At 70.4% G+C, this 18,961-nt stretch carries 19 protein-coding genes; 9 read left to right on the forward strand and 10 right to left on the reverse strand.

Features of this window, described 5'->3' with window-relative positions:
- Nucleotide 1: 1 nt before the first annotated feature.
- Nucleotides 2-769: a class I SAM-dependent methyltransferase gene (locus tag ABD808_RS18390; protein WP_344898201.1), complete on the reverse strand. Its 768-nt coding sequence runs from the start codon at nucleotides 767-769 to the stop codon at nucleotides 2-4.
- Nucleotides 770-1,022: 253 nt separating this feature from the next.
- Between ABD808_RS18390 and ABD808_RS18395 the strand changes: the two genes are divergently transcribed.
- A complete protein-coding gene (locus ABD808_RS18395; RefSeq protein ID WP_344898203.1) occupies nucleotides 1,023-2,828 on the forward strand; it encodes a collagenase in 1,806 nt (601 codons plus the stop codon).
- Here ABD808_RS18395 and ABD808_RS18400 read toward each other — a convergent pair.
- Together ABD808_RS18400 and ABD808_RS18405 are read right to left on the reverse strand one after the other, a co-directional pair.
- Complete coding sequence (locus ABD808_RS18400; RefSeq protein ID WP_344898206.1) at nucleotides 2,821-3,450, reverse strand: CoA transferase subunit B; 630 nt, start codon at nucleotides 3,448-3,450, stop codon at nucleotides 2,821-2,823. The two genes, ABD808_RS18395 and ABD808_RS18400, sit on opposite strands and share 8 nt — an antisense overlap.
- Nucleotides 3,450-4,199, reverse strand: a complete 750-nt coding sequence (locus tag ABD808_RS18405; protein ID WP_344898208.1) for a CoA transferase subunit A — start codon at nucleotides 4,197-4,199, stop codon at nucleotides 3,450-3,452. Before ABD808_RS18405 ends, ABD808_RS18400 begins: the two co-directional genes overlap by 1 nt.
- Nucleotides 4,200-4,286: 87 nt before the next feature.
- Between ABD808_RS18405 and ABD808_RS18410 the strand changes: the two genes are divergently transcribed.
- Nucleotides 4,287-5,732 carry an IclR family transcriptional regulator domain-containing protein gene (locus ABD808_RS18410; RefSeq protein WP_344898210.1) on the forward strand — a complete coding sequence of 482 codons (1,446 nt, stop codon included), beginning with the start codon at nucleotides 4,287-4,289 and terminating at the stop codon, nucleotides 5,730-5,732.
- A gap of 74 nt (nucleotides 5,733-5,806) precedes the next feature.
- Complete coding sequence (locus ABD808_RS18415; RefSeq protein ID WP_344898212.1) at nucleotides 5,807-6,865, forward strand: maleylacetate reductase; 1,059 nt, start codon at nucleotides 5,807-5,809, stop codon at nucleotides 6,863-6,865.
- Here ABD808_RS18415 and ABD808_RS18420 read toward each other — a convergent pair.
- A complete protein-coding gene (locus ABD808_RS18420) occupies nucleotides 6,849-7,433 on the reverse strand; it encodes a TetR/AcrR family transcriptional regulator (RefSeq protein WP_344898214.1) in 585 nt (194 codons plus the stop codon). The genes ABD808_RS18415 and ABD808_RS18420 overlap by 17 nt on opposite strands.
- Nucleotides 7,434-7,496: 63 nt before the next feature.
- Between ABD808_RS18420 and ABD808_RS18425 the strand changes: the two genes are divergently transcribed.
- Complete coding sequence (locus ABD808_RS18425) at nucleotides 7,497-7,994, forward strand: FBP domain-containing protein (protein ID WP_344898216.1); 498 nt, start codon at nucleotides 7,497-7,499, stop codon at nucleotides 7,992-7,994.
- 87 nt (nucleotides 7,995-8,081) lie between these two features.
- Here ABD808_RS18425 and ABD808_RS18430 read toward each other — a convergent pair whose 3' ends face one another.
- Entirely contained in the window at nucleotides 8,082-9,140 is a 1,059-nt protein-coding gene (locus tag ABD808_RS18430; protein ID WP_344898218.1) for a S1 family peptidase, read from the reverse strand.
- Between the two features lie 210 nt (nucleotides 9,141-9,350).
- Nucleotides 9,351-10,082, reverse strand: coding sequence for an amidohydrolase family protein (locus tag ABD808_RS18435; protein ID WP_344898220.1), 732 nt, complete (start codon nucleotides 10,080-10,082; stop codon nucleotides 9,351-9,353).
- Between the two features lie 161 nt (nucleotides 10,083-10,243).
- Between ABD808_RS18435 and ABD808_RS18440 the strand changes: the two genes are divergently transcribed.
- Nucleotides 10,244-10,717, forward strand: coding sequence for a MarR family winged helix-turn-helix transcriptional regulator (locus ABD808_RS18440; protein ID WP_344898222.1), 474 nt, complete (start codon nucleotides 10,244-10,246; stop codon nucleotides 10,715-10,717).
- A 223-nt stretch (nucleotides 10,718-10,940) separates the two neighbouring features.
- On the opposite strand, the gene ABD808_RS18445 is transcribed toward ABD808_RS18440, so the two are convergent.
- The 4 genes from ABD808_RS18445 to ABD808_RS18460 form a co-directional block, all read right to left on the reverse strand.
- On the reverse strand, nucleotides 10,941-12,155 hold the full coding sequence (locus tag ABD808_RS18445; RefSeq protein WP_344898224.1) for an RNA polymerase sigma factor: 1,215 nt from the start codon (nucleotides 12,153-12,155) through the stop codon (nucleotides 10,941-10,943).
- A complete protein-coding gene (locus ABD808_RS18450; RefSeq protein WP_344898226.1) occupies nucleotides 12,155-12,493 on the reverse strand; it encodes a YciI family protein in 339 nt (112 codons plus the stop codon). The genes ABD808_RS18445 and ABD808_RS18450 overlap by 1 nt, the downstream gene beginning before the upstream one ends.
- Nucleotides 12,494-12,527: 34 nt before the next feature.
- Entirely contained in the window at nucleotides 12,528-12,932 is a 405-nt protein-coding gene (locus tag ABD808_RS18455) for a VOC family protein (RefSeq protein ID WP_344898228.1), read from the reverse strand.
- 103 nt (nucleotides 12,933-13,035) lie between these two features.
- Entirely contained in the window at nucleotides 13,036-13,245 is a 210-nt protein-coding gene (locus ABD808_RS18460; protein WP_344898230.1) for a TetR family transcriptional regulator C-terminal domain-containing protein, read from the reverse strand.
- 10 nt (nucleotides 13,246-13,255) lie between these two features.
- Between ABD808_RS18460 and ABD808_RS18465 the strand changes: the two genes are divergently transcribed.
- The 4 genes from ABD808_RS18465 to ABD808_RS18480 all read left to right on the forward strand — a co-directional run bounded on the left by ABD808_RS18465 (nucleotide 13,256) and on the right by ABD808_RS18480 (nucleotide 18,834).
- Entirely contained in the window at nucleotides 13,256-13,711 is a 456-nt protein-coding gene (locus ABD808_RS18465) for an MFS transporter (RefSeq protein WP_344898232.1), read from the forward strand.
- A 24-nt stretch (nucleotides 13,712-13,735) separates the two neighbouring features.
- Entirely contained in the window at nucleotides 13,736-14,314 is a 579-nt protein-coding gene (locus ABD808_RS18470; RefSeq protein WP_344898234.1) for a TetR/AcrR family transcriptional regulator, read from the forward strand.
- A gap of 118 nt (nucleotides 14,315-14,432) precedes the next feature.
- Nucleotides 14,433-15,665 (forward strand): MFS transporter, encoded by a 1,233-nt coding sequence (locus ABD808_RS18475; RefSeq protein ID WP_344898236.1) that lies wholly within the window; start codon nucleotides 14,433-14,435, stop codon nucleotides 15,663-15,665.
- 49 nt (nucleotides 15,666-15,714) lie between these two features.
- A complete protein-coding gene (locus ABD808_RS18480) occupies nucleotides 15,715-18,834 on the forward strand; it encodes an AfsR/SARP family transcriptional regulator (RefSeq protein WP_344898238.1) in 3,120 nt (1,039 codons plus the stop codon).
- The last annotated feature ends 127 nt before the right edge of the window (nucleotides 18,835-18,961 follow it).

The raw sequence follows: 18,961 nt of genomic DNA on the forward strand, positions 1-18,961 counted from the left end.
CCTACGCGGGTTTCCGCGCGCGCAGCGAGTAGACCAGCGGGACGTCCAGCCCGGCGGGCAGGCGGAAGTGTCCGTTGTCATGCTCGTGCAGGAACTCGACGCGCAGCCCGGCGGCGGCCACGGCACTGACGACGTCGCCGACGCCGTGCCGCCACTCGATCGTCAGGGTCTCGGTCGTCGGCACGTCGGGGGCGGCGTAGGAGCCGGGTTCGTCCACGACGATCGGGTCGCGCAGGAAGTAGTCGTGCTCGACGGTGTGGCCGTCCTCGCCGAGGACGTCGGCGACCGGATGGAACTCGGCCACGTAGAGAAAACCACCCGGCGCGACCAGCGCGGCGGCGGTCTGCGCCCAACGGTTGATGTCCGGAAGCCAGCACAGGGCGCCCATGCCGGTGTAGACGATGTCGAAGGTCCGCGCGTCCAGCGCGTGGACGGCGTCGTACACGTCGGCGGCGACGAAGCGCGCCGTGGTGACGCCGATCCGCGCGGCGAGCTCGCGGGCCGTCTCCAGCGCGGGCTCGGAGAAGTCGAGGCCGGTGACGGCGGCTCCGTGCCGCGCCCACGACAGGGTGTCGAGCCCGATGTGGCACTGGAGGTGCAGGAGCGTCCGGCCGTCGACGTCGCCGACCTCCGCGGCCTCGAAGCCCCGGAGCGTGTCCCGTCCCGCGACGAATCCGGGCAGGTCGTAGAACGCCCCGGCGGAGTGGACGGGGACGCGCTCGTCCCAGTTGGCCCGGTTGACCGCGCGCCAGTCGGAAGGAGTCGCCATAATGATCAACAATAGTGCCGTGACGCACGTCACCGACAAAGGGTGACATGGCGCTGTCGCGGCGGCGACGAACCACCGCTGAGCGGTCCGGCCCGCGAACGAGATGTGGACCGGCCGCGGTCGCGGTGACCGACATCGCGTTCGCGGCGAGCAAAACGGCGGCGGCAGCGCAAATGACGGCCGTGGTGAGGGTCGCGAAATCTTCCCAAACCTGGCGCTTCCCGCTACTTCACCCTGATAGTCGGCGGGTTTCGTGTGGCGTGGTGCAGGAAATGCGAGAGGGCATGGGGACGGGGTGGGTGGCCATGCGCGTGGACGTCATTTCGTGAAATTTCTGTGGGCGCCGACGTTGCTGGCGGTCGGGTTCCTGGTCTCGCCTGCGAATGTCGTGCCGGGGACGCATGTGTCGAGGACGGTCAAGACATGCGAGCCGGGCGACTTCGCGGGGCTGTCGGGGGACGCGCTGGTCCAGCAGGTCAGAGGGGCGTCGACGAGGTGTATTGGCACGTTGTTCGACTTGAGCGGGGATGACGCCCATCGGGTGTTCAGTGAAAGCCAGATGGTCACGGTCGCTCGGGCGTTGCGCGATGACGGCGTCCATTATGAGGGGGCCAATAGGGAGAACACTGTCCAGATTGTGCTTTATCTGCGTGCTGGGTACTACGTCCAGTGGTATCACCCGTCCGCTGTGGGGGCTTATGGGGCCGTGTTGAAGGACGCCATGCGGTCGGCGCTGGACGCCTTCTTTGAGAACCCGAAGTCGTCGGTGGTGAGTGAGGCGAACGGGGAGGTTCTGGCGGAGGCGGTCACACTGGTGGACAGTGCGCAGGAGAACGCCCGCTATCTGTATGTCGTCCGGAGGCTCCTGGACGGTTATGGCAGTTCCTACGACAAGTACCGGTCGATGCTCGACGCGGTCAACAACGTCTACCAGGTCTTGTTTCGCGGGCATCAGTTGCCGGAGTTCGTGTCTGCGGTCGAGTCCGATTCGCGGGTGCTTGGTTCGCTCGAATCGTTCGCTTCCGGTCATCTTGGTTTGCTCGGTACAGATCGTGGGTCCCTGACGGTTAACGCGGGGCGCGAGCTTGGGCGCTTCTTGCAGCATGGATCGCTACGAGTCAAAATGAGGCCGTTACTCAAGGGGTTGCTCGGCAAGAGCAGCATGACCGGGCGGACGGCGCGGCTGTGGGTCGGTGTCGCCGAGATGGCCGACCACTATGACCGTGGTGGTTGCGGGTATTACGGCACGTGCGATTTGAAGAAGCAGTTGGAGAAAGGTGTCCTGACCGTCGACCATGCGTGTGGTTCCGCCGTCAGGATTCGGGCGCAGGACATGACCGCCGACCAGGCGTCCGACACGTGTGCGAGCCTGGAGAAGCAGGACGCCCACTTCCACAGCCTCGTGAAAGACGACAACAAGCCCGTCGCCAACGACAACAACACCACCGTCGAGATCTGCGTCTTCGACTCCAGCGGCGACTACAAGACCTACGCGGGTGTGATTTTCGGCATCGACACCGACAGCGGTGGGATGTACCTGGAAGGTGACCCGTCCGCGCCCGGGAACCAGGCGCGGTTCATCGCGTACGAGGCGGAGGGGGCGCGTCCCGAATTCCAGATTCGGAACCTCGGTCACGAGTACGCGCATTACCTTGACGGCCGGTTCGACCTGTACGGCGGTTACGACCTCAGTACGCCGACCTTCTGGTGGGTCGAAGGGTTCGCCGAGTACGCCTCTTACTCTTTTCGCAAGGTGACAAACCATTCGGCCATCGCGGAGGCCGCCAAGAAGACGTACGCGCTGAGCACGCTGTGGAACACCACGCCCAAGCACGACGGCGCGCGCATCTACTCGTGGGGCTACCTCGCCGTCCGGTACCTGTTCGAGGAGCACCGCGACGATATCGCCACACTGCTCGGCTACTACCGGACCGGAAAATGGGACGCCGCCCGGACGTTCCTGACCACCACCATCGGCAGCCGCTACGACGACGACTGGCGAAAATGGCTCGGCAGGTGCGCCTCGGGCGGCTGCGCGGAATCCGCCGACCTCAGATGATCAGCCTGGCGCCCGTGCGGGACACGACCTCGTCCACGGCGACGCCGGGGGCCGTCTCCACCAGCGTCAGGCCGGACGGGGTGACGTCCAGGACGGCCAGGTCCGTGATGATCCGGTCGACGCACGCCCGGCCGGTCAGCGGCAGGTCGCAACGCTCCACGATCTTCGGCTTGCCGTTCTTGGCGTTGTGCGTGGTCAGCACGATCACGCGCCGCGCGCCGTGGACGAGGTCCATCGCCCCGCCCATGCCCCTGACCAGCGACCCGGGGATCATCCAGTTCGCCAGGTCGCCCCCGGCCGACACCTGCATCGCGCCGAGGATCGCGGTGTCGATGTGGCCGCCGCGGATCATCCCGAACGACAGCGACGAGTCGAAGTAGGACGCCCCGGGACGGACGGTGACGGTCTCCTTGCCCGCGTTGATCAGGTCGGGGTCGACCTCGTCGTCGAGCGGGTACGGGCCGACGCCCAGGATCCCGTTCTCCGAGTGCAGGACGACCCGCACCCCGGGCGGCACATGGCCGGGCACGAGGGTCGGCAGCCCGATGCCGAGGTTCACGTACGAACCGTCGGTCAGCTCGGTCGCGGCACGGGCCGCCATGTCGTCGCGGGTCCAGGCCATCAGGCGCGCACCGTCCTCTTCTCGATCTCCTTGGCCGCGGCCTGCTCGGGCGTCAGCTCCACGACCCGCTGGACGAACACGCCCGGAAGGTGCACCTCGTCCGGGTCGAGGGCGTCCACCAGCTCCTCGACCTCCGCGATCGTGACGCGGCCCGCCATCGCGGCGAGCGGGTTGAAGTTGCGGGACGCCTTGGCGAACACCAGGTTGCCGTGCCGGTCGCCCCGATACGCCCTGACGAGGGCGTAGTCGGTGTGGATGCCGCGTTCCAGGACGTAGGGGGTGCCGTCGAAGTCGCGGACCTCCTTGGCCGGGGACGGGACGGCGATCGTCCCGTCGGCGGCGTACCGCCATGGCAGGCCGCCCTCGGCGACGGGCGTCCCGACACCGGCGGGCGTGTAGAAGGCGGGGATGCCGCAGCCGCCCGCGCGGAGCCGCTCGGCGAGCGTGCCCTGCGGGATCAGCTCGACCTCGACCTCGCCGCCCAGGTATTTGCGGGCGAACGTCTTGTTGTCGCCGATGTAGGACCCGGTCACCCGGACGATCTGGCCCGCCTCCAGCAGGATGCCGAGGCCGCCGCCGTCCACGCCGCAGTTGTTGGACACCACGCTCAGCCCGCCGGGCGCGGCCTTGTGCAGCGCCTCGATGAGGACGTTCGGCACCCCGCTCAGCCCGAAGCCGCCCACGGCCAGCGACGCCCCGTCCGGTATGTCCGCGACGGCGGACGCGGCGCTCGTCACCACTTTGTCCATGCCGGATCCTGTTCGCCTAGTGAACTTTGCTTCATAATCGCAGATGAAGTGTCGGTGGTCGTGTCGACGATGTCAACAGGAGTACCCATGGTAGGAGCGGACCCGGTCGGCCCGCTGAAGCGCGGACTGGCGGTGCTGGAGGCCGTCGGACGCGCCGGTCCGCTGCGTCCGGCCGACCTGGTGGGGGCGACCGGACTGGCCCGCTCGACCGTCGACCGTGTGCTCAGCACGCTCACCGAGACCGGCTGTCTGCGCTGGCGAGGCCGGGACGTGGTCGCGACGCCCCGGACGATGGACGTCGGCAACCTCTACCTCTCCGGCCTTGACCCGGACGGGCTGCTGGCAGCACTGATCGCCCGGCTCGCCGACGACCTGGACGAGTCGGTCGTGCTCGCCGTCCCCGACCGGGACGGTGTCAGGATCGTCGGCCAGGCCCGGCCCCGAGGCTCGCTCGCGATCGCGTTCAGGGTCGGTGACCTGCTGCGATGCTCCTTCGAGACGTCCGGCTGGACGCTCGACGAGGAGTTCATCGAGCCGGGCCTCGTCGCGGTCGCGCGCCCCGTCCGGGCCGCGGCCGGGCCCTTGGACCTGGTCGTGGTCAGCCACACCAGCCGCCACACGGCCGTGTCCTTGCGGGAGCGGGCGGGGCCGTCCGTGCTGGCGTGCGTCGCCGACATGGAGCGAGCCGCGTCACGGCCTTCGCAACCGGTCGAGAGCCCGGCCGCCCGCGCGGACGGCGACGCGAAGGTCCGGCTCGGAGCGGAGTTCCTCCAGTCGCTGGACCGGGGCCTGGCCGTCCTGCACGCGATCGGCACCCGGTCCGAGGGCCTGACGATCTCGGAGGCCGCCGCCGCGACCGGACAGCCCCGCGCCACCGCCCGCCGCGCCCTCCTCTCGCTGACCGCGCTCGGCTACGCGCGCGAGGGCCGGGGCCGGTTCGGGCTGCTGCCGCGCGTCCTCGACCTGGGATACGGGCAGGTCAGCGGGCTGACGTTCGAGGAGCTGGCCCGCCCGCACCTGCGCGATCTCGTGCTGCGGGTCCATGACTCGGCGTCCGTCGTGGTGCTGGACGGCACCGACATCCGCTACGTCGCTCGCGCCCAGGCGTCCCGGCTGATGCGGGTCGACATCACCGTCGGCACGCGCTTCCCCGCCTACGCCACCGGGATGGGTCGCGTCCTGCTCGCGGGACTGTCGCCGGACGAGGCGTCCGACCTGATCGCCCGCTCCGACCGCCGCACCTTCACCGACCGCACGATGACCGGCGCGGAGGAACTCGAACAGGCCGTCGCCGTCGCCCGCGACGAGGGGCACGCCGTCGTCGACCAGGAGCTGGAGCTGGGGCTCAGGTCGATCGCGGTGCCGATCCACGCCGCCGGACGGGTCGTCGCCGCGCTCAACATCGCCGCGCCCGCCGCCCGCGAGACGGTCGAGCGCATGACCGAGCGCCTCCTGCCCGAACTGCTCGCCACCGCCCGCGCCCTGGAAACGGACGTCGCCGCGTTCACCCGCCACCAGCCCCTCCCGCTCTGACCAAGGGCACACGGGTTACGGTCGGTCTGTTGCGCGGTTTCGTCCTCGTATGACCTCGCCGGGAGGCTGACCCCATGGGAACCACCGAGACCGACCCGTCCGTCACCGTCAACGAGACCCTCGCGTCCCGCGTGCTGATCGGCCGGGGCGCGGTCGGGCAGGTCGCCGACGAGGCCGCGCGGCTGGACGCCCGACGGGTGCTGCTGGTCTCGACACCGTCCGCCGCCACGGCCGCCGACCGGGTCTCGGCGGCGCTGGGCGCCCGGCTGGCCGGACGTTTCGGACGCCCGGTGAAACATGTCCCCGTCGAGGTGACGGCCGAGGCCATGACGCTGGTCGAGGACACCGGCGCCGACTGCGTGATCGAGATCGGCGGCGGGTCCGCGATCGGTCTCGGCAAGGCCGTGGCGAGGCGGACGGGCATGCCGCAGATCGCCGTCCCGACCACGTACTCGGGTTCCGAGACGACCGCCGTCGTGGGCGAGACGGAGAACGGCGTGAAGACGACCCACCACGCCCTCGCGGTGGCGCCCGGCACGATCGTCTACGACCCCGACCTCACCCTGACCATGCCACCGGGCCTGACCAGGACCAGCGCCGTCAACTCGCTCGCGCACGCCGTCGAGGCCCTGTGGTCGCCGGACGCCACCATGCTCTCCGACGCGCTGGCCACCGAGTCCGCCGCCGGGATCCTGACCGCGCTGCCCGAGGTGCTCGCCGACCCGACCGGACCGGACGGTCGCGCCCGCCTGCTGTCGGCCGCGTGGCTGTCCGGGCTCTGCCTGTCGAAGATCCGCACCGGCCTGCACCACCAGCTGGCGCACGTCCTCGGCGGCGCCTACGACCTGCCGCACGCCGAGCTGCACACGCTGCTGCTGCCGCATGTCATGAGGTTCAACCTGCCGTCGGCGCCCGCCGCCGCGTCCCGGCTGGCCCGGGTCACCGGGGGAGATCCGACCGAGACCGTCGCCGCCCTGGCCCGCGCCCACGACGGCCCGACCCGCCTGTCCGACCTGGGGGTTCCCCGCGCGGAACTGCGGGACGTCGCCGAACGGGTCGTCGCCGCGCCGTACCCGAACCCGCGTCAGCCGACCGTCGACGCGGTGACGGAGCTGCTCAACGAGGCGTGGTGACCTGCGGCCCCCGGCTTCGCAGCGCGGCGTCGACGGTGTCCAGCGTCCACGACCAGGACGCGTCCGTTTCGCGCGCGGTGTGCCGGAACGCGCCCGCCGACTCCAGGCTCACGTACCCGTGGAACACGCTGCCCAGGAAGCGCACGGCGTCGGTCTCGTCCGGTTCCGCGAGGTCGTAGCCGCGCAGCACCGCCCGCATCATCGCCGCGTGGCGGGGGCCCGCGCTCCGCGCCGCGGTCTCCGGGTCGAGTTCGGACCTGGCCGCGGCGTACCGCCCGGGGTGGCTCCGCGCGTAGTCGCGGTAGGCGTCGGCGCACGCGGCCAAGGCGTCCCGGCCCGCGCGTCCTGCCACCGCGTCCGCGACCTTGTCGGCCATTTCCTCCAGAGCCAGCAACGTGACCCGCACCTTCAGTTCCCGCGCGTTCTCGATGTGTGCGTACAGGCTCGGATCACGCACGCCCAGCCTGCGCGCGACCGCCGACACGGTGAGCTGGTCGAAGCCGATCTCGTCGGCCAGCTCCGCCGCCGTCCGGGCGAGATGTTCGGGCGTGATGCGAGCGCGCGCCATCCGGTCTCTCCTAACTAAATAAGCCAATTGCCTAATTATATTAGGCGAGCTAGCCTGGGGGCAATGAGACCGATCAGCGAGAAGGACGTCCGCCGCTCGTTCGTCAACTGCTCCAAGGGCGAGGCGGCGCGGCTCGGCGTCCCGAAGGACCTCGACGCCCGCCCGTGGGACGATCTCGACTTCCTCGGCTGGCGAGATCCCGGCGCCCCCGACCGCGCCTACCTGGTCGCCGACCGCGACGGGCGCCTCGTCGGCCTCGCGCTGCGAGCGGTGAAGGGGACCGCGCGCGGCTTCACGTCCCGCGGCATGTGCTCGCTGTGCCTGACCACGCATTCCGGCGGCGGCGTGACGTTGATGAGCGCGCGCCGCGCCGGTGACGCCGGACGCCAGGGCAACACGGTCGGCCACTACCTCTGCGCCGACCTCGCCTGCTCCCTCTACGTCCGGGGCAGGAAACAGACGGCGGCCACGCAGGACCTGGACGAGAGCCTGTCCACCGACGAGAAGATCGTCCGCACGCGCACGAACCTGACCGCGTTCATCGACCGGGTCATCGGATAGAGCAGGGTCACCGGACAGAACAGGATCACCGGGCAGAAAGTGGGGCCCCCGGCGAACCGGGAGCCCCACATGAGCGGGGAGCTCAGATCACTTCAGGGTGAGGTTCTGCGATTGCAGGGCCTCGTCCAGCGGCTGGAAGTACGACTCGAAGCCGCCGTCGCTGCAGGACGAGGTGGCGATGCCGGACGTGATGCCGATGGCGGTGTTTCCGGCCTGGAGCGAGCCGCCGCTGTCGCCGGGCTGGGCGCAGGCGGACGTCGAGATGAGTCCGGTGACCGCGCCTTCCTGGTAGTTGACGGTCTGGTTGTAGGCCTTGATGCTGCCGGACGTCGTGCCGGTCGTGGAGCCCTTCTTCTGGACCTGGCTGCCGACCGGCGGCTGCCCGACCTGGGTGAGCTGGGCGTTGTCCAGCTGCACGCGGCCGGAGCTACGGATGATCCCGTAGTCGTTGCCGGGGAAGCTGCCGGTCAACGTGGTGCCGACCTGCTGGCCGCTCCGGTCCGTCCAGGTGGAGCCGATGTTGGTGCAGTGGCCCGCGGTGATGACGTACTCGGTGCCGCCACCGGTGGCGATCGCCGAGACCGAGCAGCGCGAGCCGCCGGTCAGGATCGCGTCGCCGGGGGCGAGCGCGACGTGCGGCGTCCCGGCCACGCGCTTGATCTGGACGGTCTTGCTGATGGCGCGTGCGCGCTTCACGAACGCCTTGGTGGCGGCGTCGTTGTCGCTCTGCGGCACCCGGACGACGACGGCGTTGGACATGACGTCGACGCCCCAGGCCAGACCGGTGGTGCCGGACGTCCCGGCGAGCCGGTCGAGCTTGGTCTGGGTGTCGGTGAGCGGTTTGATTCCGTACCTGACGATGCGGGGCGTCGCACCGGCGGCGGTGACCTGCCTGGCGGCCGCCGCGTTGGTGACGTTGACGACGAGCTTGCCGTTGGCGTCGAGGTACGAGCCCGCGTGCTGCGCGCCCAGCTGGCCGGTGACCCGGTCGGCCAGCTGTGCGAGGGGGAGGTAGGCGCGCTGGACGGTCCCCGTGGGAGCGGTCTGGGCCGTTGCCGGAACGGTCCCGACCACGGGAAGCGTGATCAGCGCCGCAGCACTCAACAGTGGGGTCACCACCCGTTTGAGGTGCGTTCGACGGTTCACTTTGGTCCACCTTTCGCCACCGGTCACCTGTGGGGGCGGCGGCATTCTCGGGGGTTGGCGGGGGGCATGGCCCCGTCACGTGAGCGCGCTGGTACCAGTCACGTGACAGAGGCATCGCGTGGGAGCAAGGTACTTCGGGGAAAGTATTGGCAACAGATTTCAAGCCGTAACTGAAATTTCAGTCCATCCTGAAAGGCCATGAATTTCCGCTCAGTGAGCCACCCGCTTGACGAGCCGTGGAAACAGCCGTTCCGCGTTGCCCCGGTCGATGGCGCGGCGCGCCCGCTCGTCCAGCCCCCGGTCACGGTCGAACGCCACGGTGTTGAGGGTGACCTCGCGCGCCGAGTTGGCGGGCCAGTCGGTGCCGAACAGCACCCGGTCGGCGCCCACCGCGCCGAGCAGGGACGGCGTCGCGTACGGCGACATGGGCAGGGCCGTGTCGTAGTGGAAGCGCCGCAGCGCCTGCCGGACCTTCGCCGGGTCGGGCCCGTCGTCCTCGCGGCCCCAGCGTTCGGCGCGTCCGGCCATGTACGGCAGGAACCCGCCGCCATGCGACAGGATGACCGACACGCGCCGGTACCGGTCGAGCGTCCCGGCGGAGATGAGGCTGAGCGCGGTGCGCGTGGTGTCGAGCAGGAAGTCGGCGAGCCAGTCGCCGACGCCCGGCACCTCGGCGGCGTCCTTGGGCGCGAACGGATGGGTGAACACGACCGCGCGGCGCCGGTCCAGCTCGGCGAACAGCGGCTCGAACCGGCGGTCACCCAGGTAGAGCCCGTCGGCGGACGTGTTGAGGATGACCCCGTCCGCCCCCAGAACGTCGAAGGCGTGGGCGATCTGCTCCAGCGCCAGATCCGTGTGCAGCATCGCGACGTTGGCGAAGAAGCCGAACCGCGTCGGGTGGTCGCGCACCAGATCCGCCAGCGACTCGTTGCACACCCGCACCCCCGTGACGGCGGTCTTCCGGGGTCAGGGCGGACACCTGGAGGACGCGTCGACGGGACAGCTCGGACATGGGTCTCCCCTGGATAGTCGAAGCCGCCCACTTCGGACCTGACGAGAAAGTCTCAGATGAGAGTATATCAGTTGGCCCTACCATGGAAGCCATGCTCGACGACCTGCTCGGACGGGTGCTGTCCGAGGACGACGACCCGGCCCTCCGGCACGTGGGCCTCGGCATGCTCCTGGCGTCCGCGCACGACCGCGCCCGCGAGATCATGAACGCCGGGTTGCGTCCCCTGGGGATCGACGTGCGCGGCCTGTGCATGCTGATCGCGTTGGAGCTGTACGGGCCGTCCAGCCAACGCCGTCTGATCGACCTGTCCGGCATCGACAAGTCCACGATGGTGCGGGTCATCGACGACCTGGAGACCGGCGGCCTGGTCCATCGCGAACGCGCCCCGAACGACCGGCGCGCGTACTCCATCACCCTGACCAACGACGGCGAACGCGCCCTGACCAACGGCCGCCAGGTCGCGATCGACGTGGGCGACCACCTTTTCGGTGATTTCGCCCCGCCAGAACGTGACGGGTTCGTCGGCCTACTTCGCCGCCTCGCCGACCGTCCCGGCCTTCCCTAACCGGCTTGCACGGGCTCACTTCGAGCGGACCGGTAGGGGTCGACGGCGCGAACGGCGTAGGTATGGCTGCTCCCAGGGCTCAATCCGGCCCTGACCGATCTGGAGACCGGCGAAGAACTCTGCCGCCCGCTCCTCTTGCCGAGCAGACCGAACACGTTGACCGTGACCCGTGACGGTGACCTGATCGTCGGGTTCGGGAGCGATCTGGCGCGGTTTCACCCGCCTATTCGGTGAGGCGTTCTTCGAGGAGGGTCTGCTGGGCCGGGTTGGTGGTGAGGGCCAAAGCCCGTTGGTCGGCTGTGTGGGCGGCTTTGGGGTCGCCTAGGGCGCGGAGGAGTTCGGCTCGCGTCGCGTGGTAGAGCGGGTAGTGCTCCAGGGTTTTGCGGTCGGTGGACGGGAGGGCGTCCAGGTCGGCGAGGGCGTTGCGGGGGCCGCCGCGTTGGCCGGGGTGGTGGTGCAGGGCGATGGCGCGGTGCAGCCGGTGGACGGGGGACGGCACGAGGCCCAGCAGCATGTCGTAAAGGACGACGATCTGTGGCCAGTCGGTTTCCGCCCAGGTTGGGGATTCGGCGTGGCAGGCGACGATGGCGGCCTGGAGTTGGTAGGGGCCCAGATGCCGCAGCTTGGCGGCCCGTTCGATGAGGTGGATCGCGTCGGTGATGGCGTCGTGGTCCCAACGGCTCCGGTCCTGGTCGGGGAGCGGGACGAGACGGCCGTCCACGGTGAACCGCGCCCCGGTCCGGGCCTGGTGCAACCGGATCAACGCCAGCAGACCGAGAACCTCCGGCTGCCGGGGCAGGAGCCATGCGAGTTGGGCGGTGAGCCATTCGGCGTCGTCGGCGAGGTCGCGGGCGTGTGGTCGGTCGCCGGTCGTCGGCAGGTAGCCCTCGTTGAACAGCAGGTAGATGACGGCCAGGACCTGGTTGACGCGGTCGTCCAGGTCGGCGTCGTCCGGCATCCGGTACGGGATTCCGGCCGCGCCGATCTTCCGTTTGGCGCGGGTGATGCGTTGCCCCACGGTCGGTTCGGGGACGAGGAACGCGGCGGAGATCTGCGCGGTGGTCAGCCCGCACACGGCCCGCAGGGTGAGCGCGACCTGCGCCGCGCGGGACAGCGCGGGATGGCAGCACATGAAGATCAGCTTGAGCCGGTCGTCGGGCTCGGACGGCACCGGCCCCCGCAGCCGGGCCAACTTGTCGCGGTGCAGTTCCCGGCGGCGCAGGACGTCCAGGCCCCGCCGCCGCGCGACGGTCAGCAGCCAGGCGTCCGGATGGTCGGGGACCCCGTCCTCCGGCCAGCGTCGCAGAGCGGTCTCGACGGCGTCCTGCACGACATCCTCGGCGGCGGCGAAGTCGCCCAGCACCCGCACGAGGCACGCCGTCAACCGGCCCGTGTGCTCGCGGACCACACGGGCCAGTTCGGCGTGCACCTCGTCCATCAGGTGATCGGGCGGATCTCGATGAGGGGACAGGCGGGCCACGTCCTCGCCACCGCGAGGGCCTCGTCCAGGTCGGCGACCTCGATCTCGGCGTAGCCGGAGACGACCTCCTTGCCCTCCACGAACGGCCCGTCGGTGATCAGCGCGTCACCGCCGCTCAACCGCATCGTCGTCGCGGTCTCGGCGGGATGCAGATGGGAATGGTGCGTGATCACGGCCGCGTTCTCGGCGAACCAGCGTCCGACCGCCTCGAACGCGGCCTCCCGCTCGCTCTCGTTCATCTCCTCCAGCTCGCGGGCGAACTCCTCGGTCTCGACGAACAGCAGCACGTACTTCATGTGCGGATCCTTCCCGTAGAAGGCCAGGCGGAGGCTACTTGGACGCCAGTGGGCAGTACAGGTCGACGCCGTTGCCGTCGGGGTCGACGACGGTGGCGTACCGCATTCCCCAGAACGCGTCCCACGGTTCCTGGACGCCCGTGTACCCCGCCTCGGTCAGCTCGGCGTACTTGGCGTCCACGCCCGCCGGGTCCTCGAACTGGAACGCCAAGAAGGTGCGAGGGTCGCCGGACGGACGCGTCCACCCGCGCGTCTGGCTGCTCCCACGGAACTTCTCGGTATCCAACATCACGTGCAGCCCGTTCGGCAGGTCGCATCCCGCGTGGTCGGGGTAGGCGTCATCGACCGTGAACTCCAGCCCGAGCCGGGCGTAGAAGGCGATCGCGGCGGGGATCTCGGACACCACGATGTCGATGACGTTGAACGTCGCTTTCATCATCCGCTCCTCTCGACACGGCCAGGACGCATGCCAACGCCCCGACCACTTCACCCCCTAGACGAACGACCCACATCCCGATCCGACATCTTCCCCACCGAATTTCTCAGTAGAGCGTCGCGACCGCCGCCAGAACACGGACCCGTGCCGCCTCCACCCCAACAACACCGATCAGCACGTAGTAGGCGAGCCCTTCGGCGTGGGCGACGAGGTCGACGGCCGCGCGCTCCGGGTCGGCCGTGGTGATCAGCCCGGCGTCCCGATCACGCCGGATCAGGTCGGCGATCTGCCGGTGGAAGCGGGCGTACTCGCACACCCTCCTCACCATGATCGTCGGCTTGCGCGTCACGCCACGGCTGATGCGGCGCGTCCCCGACCGGACGCTCGTCATCGTCGGCGCCCTCATTGCCTCCGGGGGCTTCCTCTGGCAGAGCGCCATCACCGCCGACGGCGGCTACGTGTCCGGTCTGCTCGGGCCCGCCGTCCTCGTCTCGATCGGCGGTGGGCTGTTGAACACGCCGCTGACCAGCACGGTCACGTCCGGGATCAATAAGCGGGACGCGGGCGCGGCGGCGGGGCTGATGAACACCGCGAAGCAGGTCGGCGGCGCGCTCGGGCTCGCCGTGCTCACCGCCGCCGTCGCGGGCCACGGCACCGCACCGGCCGCGCTCGCCGGGGCCTACGGGGACGCCTTCCTGATCATGGCCGCCATGCTCGCCGTCGTCGCGGCGGCGTCCGTCGTCCTTCCGGCGCGGTCCCCGGGTGCCGGGTTGCCGTCCTAAAAGGGGGAGTGGTTTATTACTCGGATGACTGACGCCGATCGCAAGCTCTCGACCCGCGAAGAGCGTCGCGCCACCGTCATGCGGGCCGCGACCGGGGTGTTCGCGGCACGCGGCTACTACGGGACGACGACGACCGAGGTGGCCGAGCGAGCCGACATGTCGCAGGCGTACCTGTATCGCCTGTATCCCGACAAGGAGGCGCTGTTCGTCGCGGTGGTGGAGTACTGCGGGACGCGGATCCTGGAGTGCGTGGCCGAGGGCGCGTCGCACGTGCGGAGCGGTGACCCCGAGGCGGTGCTGTTCGCTATGGGGGACGAGTACGCCCGGATGGTGGCCGCCGACCACGACCTGGTGATGGTGTTCATGCAGGCCGTCTCCGCAGCGGGAGAGCCCGCCATCGGCGCCGCGATGCGCGGTATGTACGCGCGGGCCGTCGAATACGTGCGGACGGCGTCCGGCGCTCCGGACGAGGCCATCCAGATGTTCTTCATGCGCGGGTTCTGGTGCAACAGCGTGATCGCCCTGGGGGCGGGGAACGTGGAGGAGCCCTGGGCCCGCACCCTCACGCACGGTTTGCTGCGCTATCCGCCGCAGGCGTCCTGACATACGGACGGCGAGTGACGCTGATTACGGCCCGGTGGTCACCGGGCACGATTGTGCTACCTTGAGGCCACGTAGGCCTGCCCCATCTTGCCGAGGGTACGGGATCCGTGGACTCGCAATGGACAAACCCCTTGCTGTAAGGCCGTCCCCCGCCGAGAGCCTTCCGACCTCCGATTCGCCGTCCCACGCGTGGGTGCTGGCGCTGTTCGCCGTCTCTCTGGGGATGTGGATCGGTCTTCTGGCGTCCGCGCAGGTCCTGTTGCCCAGTCAGATCGCCACGATCGACCCTGACCACAAGGTCTGGGCCATGGGCGTGGTCACCGCCGTCGGTGCCGTCGCGGCCGTGCTCTGCGGGCCCATCGTGGGTGCCCTTTCCGACCGCACCGGATGGCGGTTCGGGAAGCGCCGGTCCTGGATCATCGGCTGTTCCGGGTTATGTGGTGCGGCGCTTCTGATCCTTCCCTGGCAGTCCTCGCTCGTCGCGGTCGGCGCCTGCTGGGCGGTCGTCCACGGCGGCGTGGGCGGCATCTCCGCCGCGTTGTGCGCGGTGGTCTCCGACAAGGTGCCGGTCAACCGGCGCGGGACGGTCTTCGCCGTCGTCGGGTTCGCCCAGCCCGTCGGGTTGGTGTTCGGCACGCTGCTGGTCTCCGGCGTGTCCTTTCGCTCCGGCTACCTGTTGGTCGTCATCCTGGTCGCACTGCTCGCCCTGCCGTACGCGCTGATCGGACGGGACGTCCCCCGCACGTCCCGCCCGTCGCCCGTCTGGCAGGGCCTGCCGAGCCTCACCGCCCTCGGCCCCGACTTCGGTTGGGCATGGGCGGGACGGTTCGCGGCCCAGTTCGCGACGTCGCTCGCCACCGTTTACCTGCTGTACTTCCTGCGCGACGAGATCAAGATGGACGATCCCGCGCGGGGCGTGGCGGTGCTCAGCCTGATGTTCGCCGCCGGGATCATCGTGGTGGGCCTGCTGACGGGCCGCGCGTCCGACCGCGCCGGACGCCGCAAGGTGTTCGTGATCGTCGCCGCGTTCCTGATGGCGTCGGGCCTGGCGGCCATGGCCCTGGTCCCGACCTGGACGGTCGCCGTCGTCGCCGCGGCGGCGCTCGGCGGCGGATACGGCGCCTACCTCGCCGTCGACCAGGCGCTCGTCACGCAACTGCTGAAGAATGACGACGACCGGGGCAAGGACCTCGGGCTGATGAACATGGCGGGCAGCGGCGCCGTCGCGGTCGCGCCCATCGTCGCCGCGGGCAGCGTCGACCGCGGCGGTTATTCCTTGTTGTTCCTGCTCGCGGCGGCCGTGGCCGTCATCGGCGGGCTACTGATCCAGCCGATCAGATCGGTTCCCTGACGGGACTGGTGTGAGGGGCTCTGATGCGTTCGGCGGGGGTGTGGAAGGCATGGCGACGGAGGGCGTGTTCTTCCGGGTCCTCGGGCCGTTGACGGTCAGCGTCGACGGTGTCGCCGTCGCGCCGCCCCGGTCCCCGGTCCTCCAGGGCCTGCTGGGCGTGCTGCTCCTCGCGCGGGGCGAGCCGCTCACGACGGCCCGGCTGGCCGAGCTGGTCTGGACGGACCGCGCGGGCGAGACGAGCCGCGAATCCGTCCATGTCGGCGTCTCCCGGCTGCGCAAGTGGCTGACCCGTCTCGACACCGGACGACCGGGCCGGTTCGAGATCCGCTACCAGGACGGATACCTCCTGCATTGCGCGTCCGACCGGTCCGACCTCGGCCGCTTCCTCGCGCTCGCGGGCGAGGCCCGCGGTCTGACCGAGCAGGGCTCGTCCGAGGGGACGACCCCGCGGAACGACCCCGATCACCAGTACCGGGCGTTGTCGTCGGCGTTCGCCGAGCGCCGGGGCGCGCTGCTGTCGGGCCTCTCGCGGATCGACCGGGAGGACACGCTCGTCCGGGGCGTCGAGGAGGAGATCCGGCGGGCCGCGCTGGACTTCGCGTCCGCCTCCCTGCGCGCGGGCGCCCCCGAAGGAGCGGTCACGGCACTCGGCGCGATGACCGCGGAACTGCCGTTCGACGAGCCCCTGCACGCCGCGCTCATCGACCTCCTCACCGAAAGCGGACGTCCGGCCGAAGCCCTCCAGACCTACCGGCGGCTCGGTGAGCTGCTCTCCGCCGAACTCGGCGTCGAACCGAGCGAGGAGGTGCAGCGGGCGCACTTCCGCGTCCTGTCCGCGACCCGCACGGTCGACGACCCGGAGGCGGCGACCGGGGCGCCGCCGGTGCCGCCGCCCGCCCAGCTTCCGCCCGACATTCCCGACTTCACCGGACGCAGCACCGAGGTGGTGGAGCTGGCCGAGATCCTGATCGGGGGCGGCGGGGCGGCCCGCCACCGGACGGTGGCCATCGCGACCGTCGCCGGGATGGGCGGCGTCGGCAAGACCACGGTGGCCGTGCACGTCGCCCACCAGGTCGCGAACTTCTTCCCCGACGGTCAGCTGTACGTGAACCTGCACGGCGACTCGTCCGCCCCCGCCGACCCCGTCGAGCTGCTCGGACGGTTCCTGCGCACGCTCGGCATGACCGGCGTCGGCATCCCCGCGACGCTGGACGAACGGGTCGCGCTGTTCCGCAGCCGCCTGGCCGGGCAGAAGATCCTCGTCGTGCTCGACAACGCCGCCGACGAACGCCAGGTGCGGCCGCTGCTGCCCGGCAACCCGGAGGCGGCCGTCCTCATCACCAGCCGCAACGCCCTGATCGGACTGGAGGGGGCCAAGCCGCTCAACCTCGACGTGCTGCCGTCCGCCCAGGCCGTCCAGCTGATCACCAACATCGTGGGGGAGCAGCGCGTCGCGGCCGAGCAGGAGGCCGCCGCCGAGATCGCCCGGCTGTGCGGGCACGTGCCGCTGGCGGTGCGGATCGCGGCGGCCCGGCTGCTGGGCCGCGGCCACTGGACGCTGTCGCGCCTCGCGGGCATCCTTCGCGAGGAGCGGGGCCGCCTCGACGAGCTGGTCGCGGGCGACCTGGAGGTGCGGGCCGGGTTCGAGATGAGCTACCGGCTGCTGTCCGCCGAGGCCCGCCGCACGTTCCGGCTGATCGGGTTGCTCGACGCCCCGGACTTCGCGTGCTGGACGGTTGCCGCGCTGCTCGACCGGTCCGTCCCGGAGGCGCAGGCGCACCTCGAAACGCTGATCGACGCGCATCTGGTGAGCGTCACCGGCACCGACCAGACGGGCCAGCTCAGATACCGCCTGCACGACCTGCTCCGCCTCTACGCGCGGGAACTCGCCGAACGCGACGACCCGGCTCCGCAGCGCGCGGCGGCACTGCGCCGCGCCCTCGGCGGCTGGCTCGCGCTGGCGGAGGAGGCCGCCGAACACGTGCCGGGCCCCTGCTACGCCGCCATCCACGGCCCGGCGGAACGATGGTCACCGCCCGGGCACGTCACCACCCGGCTCCTCGCCGACCCGATGAAATGGTTCGACGCCGAACGCGCGGCACTCGTGGCCGAAGTAGGCCAAGCCTGCGAGATGCGGTTCACCGAGTACGCCTGGGACCTCGCGGCCTCCTTGGAGAAGTACTGCGACGTCCGCGGCCTTTACGACGACTGGCGCCGGATGCACCGGGCCGCGCTCAAACTGTGCCGGGAGACCGGCAACCGGCGCGGCGCGGCCGTCGTGCTGCGCGGCCTGCTGGAGGTCACCACCTGGTCGTCGCCCGGCGGTTCCGGACCGGCGATGACCCGCATGCACCGGCTCGCCATGCTGCTCCTCGACCTGTTCACCAGCCAGGACGACACGATCGGCATCGTCGACGCGATGGTCGCGATGGTCTGGGCCAAGGTCGCCGAGGGCGACCAGGCCGAGGCGCTGGACGTGGCCGAACGCGCCCTGCGTCTCGCGCGCGAGGCGGGTTACACGGGCGGGCAGGCGCGGTCTTTGCACGTCATGGCCGTCGCGTACGGGGAGGGCCGTCCGCACGAGGCGCTCGAATGCCTGGAGCAGGCGCGGGTGATCGCGGGCGAGCTGGGCAACCCCCGGCTGACCGCGACGATCGTCCAGTTCCTCGGCGCGGCCCGTGCCCTGTGCGGCGACATCGCGGGCGGCAAGGAACTCCTCGACGAGTCGATCCTGATGGCCCGCAACCTCGGCGACCGCTACCTGGAGACGTTCTCCCTGCTCTACCTCGCCCGGCTGTTCATCGCGACCGGCGACGGCCGGGCCAGGCCGACCCTGGACCTCGCGCTGACCTACAGCCAGGCGGGCAACTTCGGCCACCATCTCGCCGACGCGCTGAGCGTCCTCGGCGAACTGAACCTGGCCGAGGGCGACGTGCCGGAGGCCATCTCCTGCCTCGGCCGCGCGGTCAAGATGTGGCGCACCCGCGGCTGGATCCCGTTCCTGGCCCGCACCCTGCTGACCTTGGGCGACGCGCAGACCGCCGCCGGTGACCACGAGGCGGCCAGGGCCAGTTGGACGGAGGCCCGCGAGCTGTTCGACCGCATCGACGACCCCGCGGGACACACCTCCGTCGAGCAGCGGTTGGCGTCCGGAGACAAGATCGGCTAACGGGACGGGCCCGTTCGGTTAGCGATCGGTAAGGCACCCCCCTATAGCTTCGGACTCGTACCGCGGGAAACCCCGAATCCCGGTGCGGTGAACGGCGAGCCACCTTCCCCACGTGGCCCGACTGGCG

The sequence above is a fragment of the Actinomadura meridiana genome (assembly GCF_039537545.1).
Taxonomy (GTDB): domain Bacteria; phylum Actinomycetota; class Actinomycetes; order Streptosporangiales; family Streptosporangiaceae; genus Spirillospora; species Spirillospora meridiana.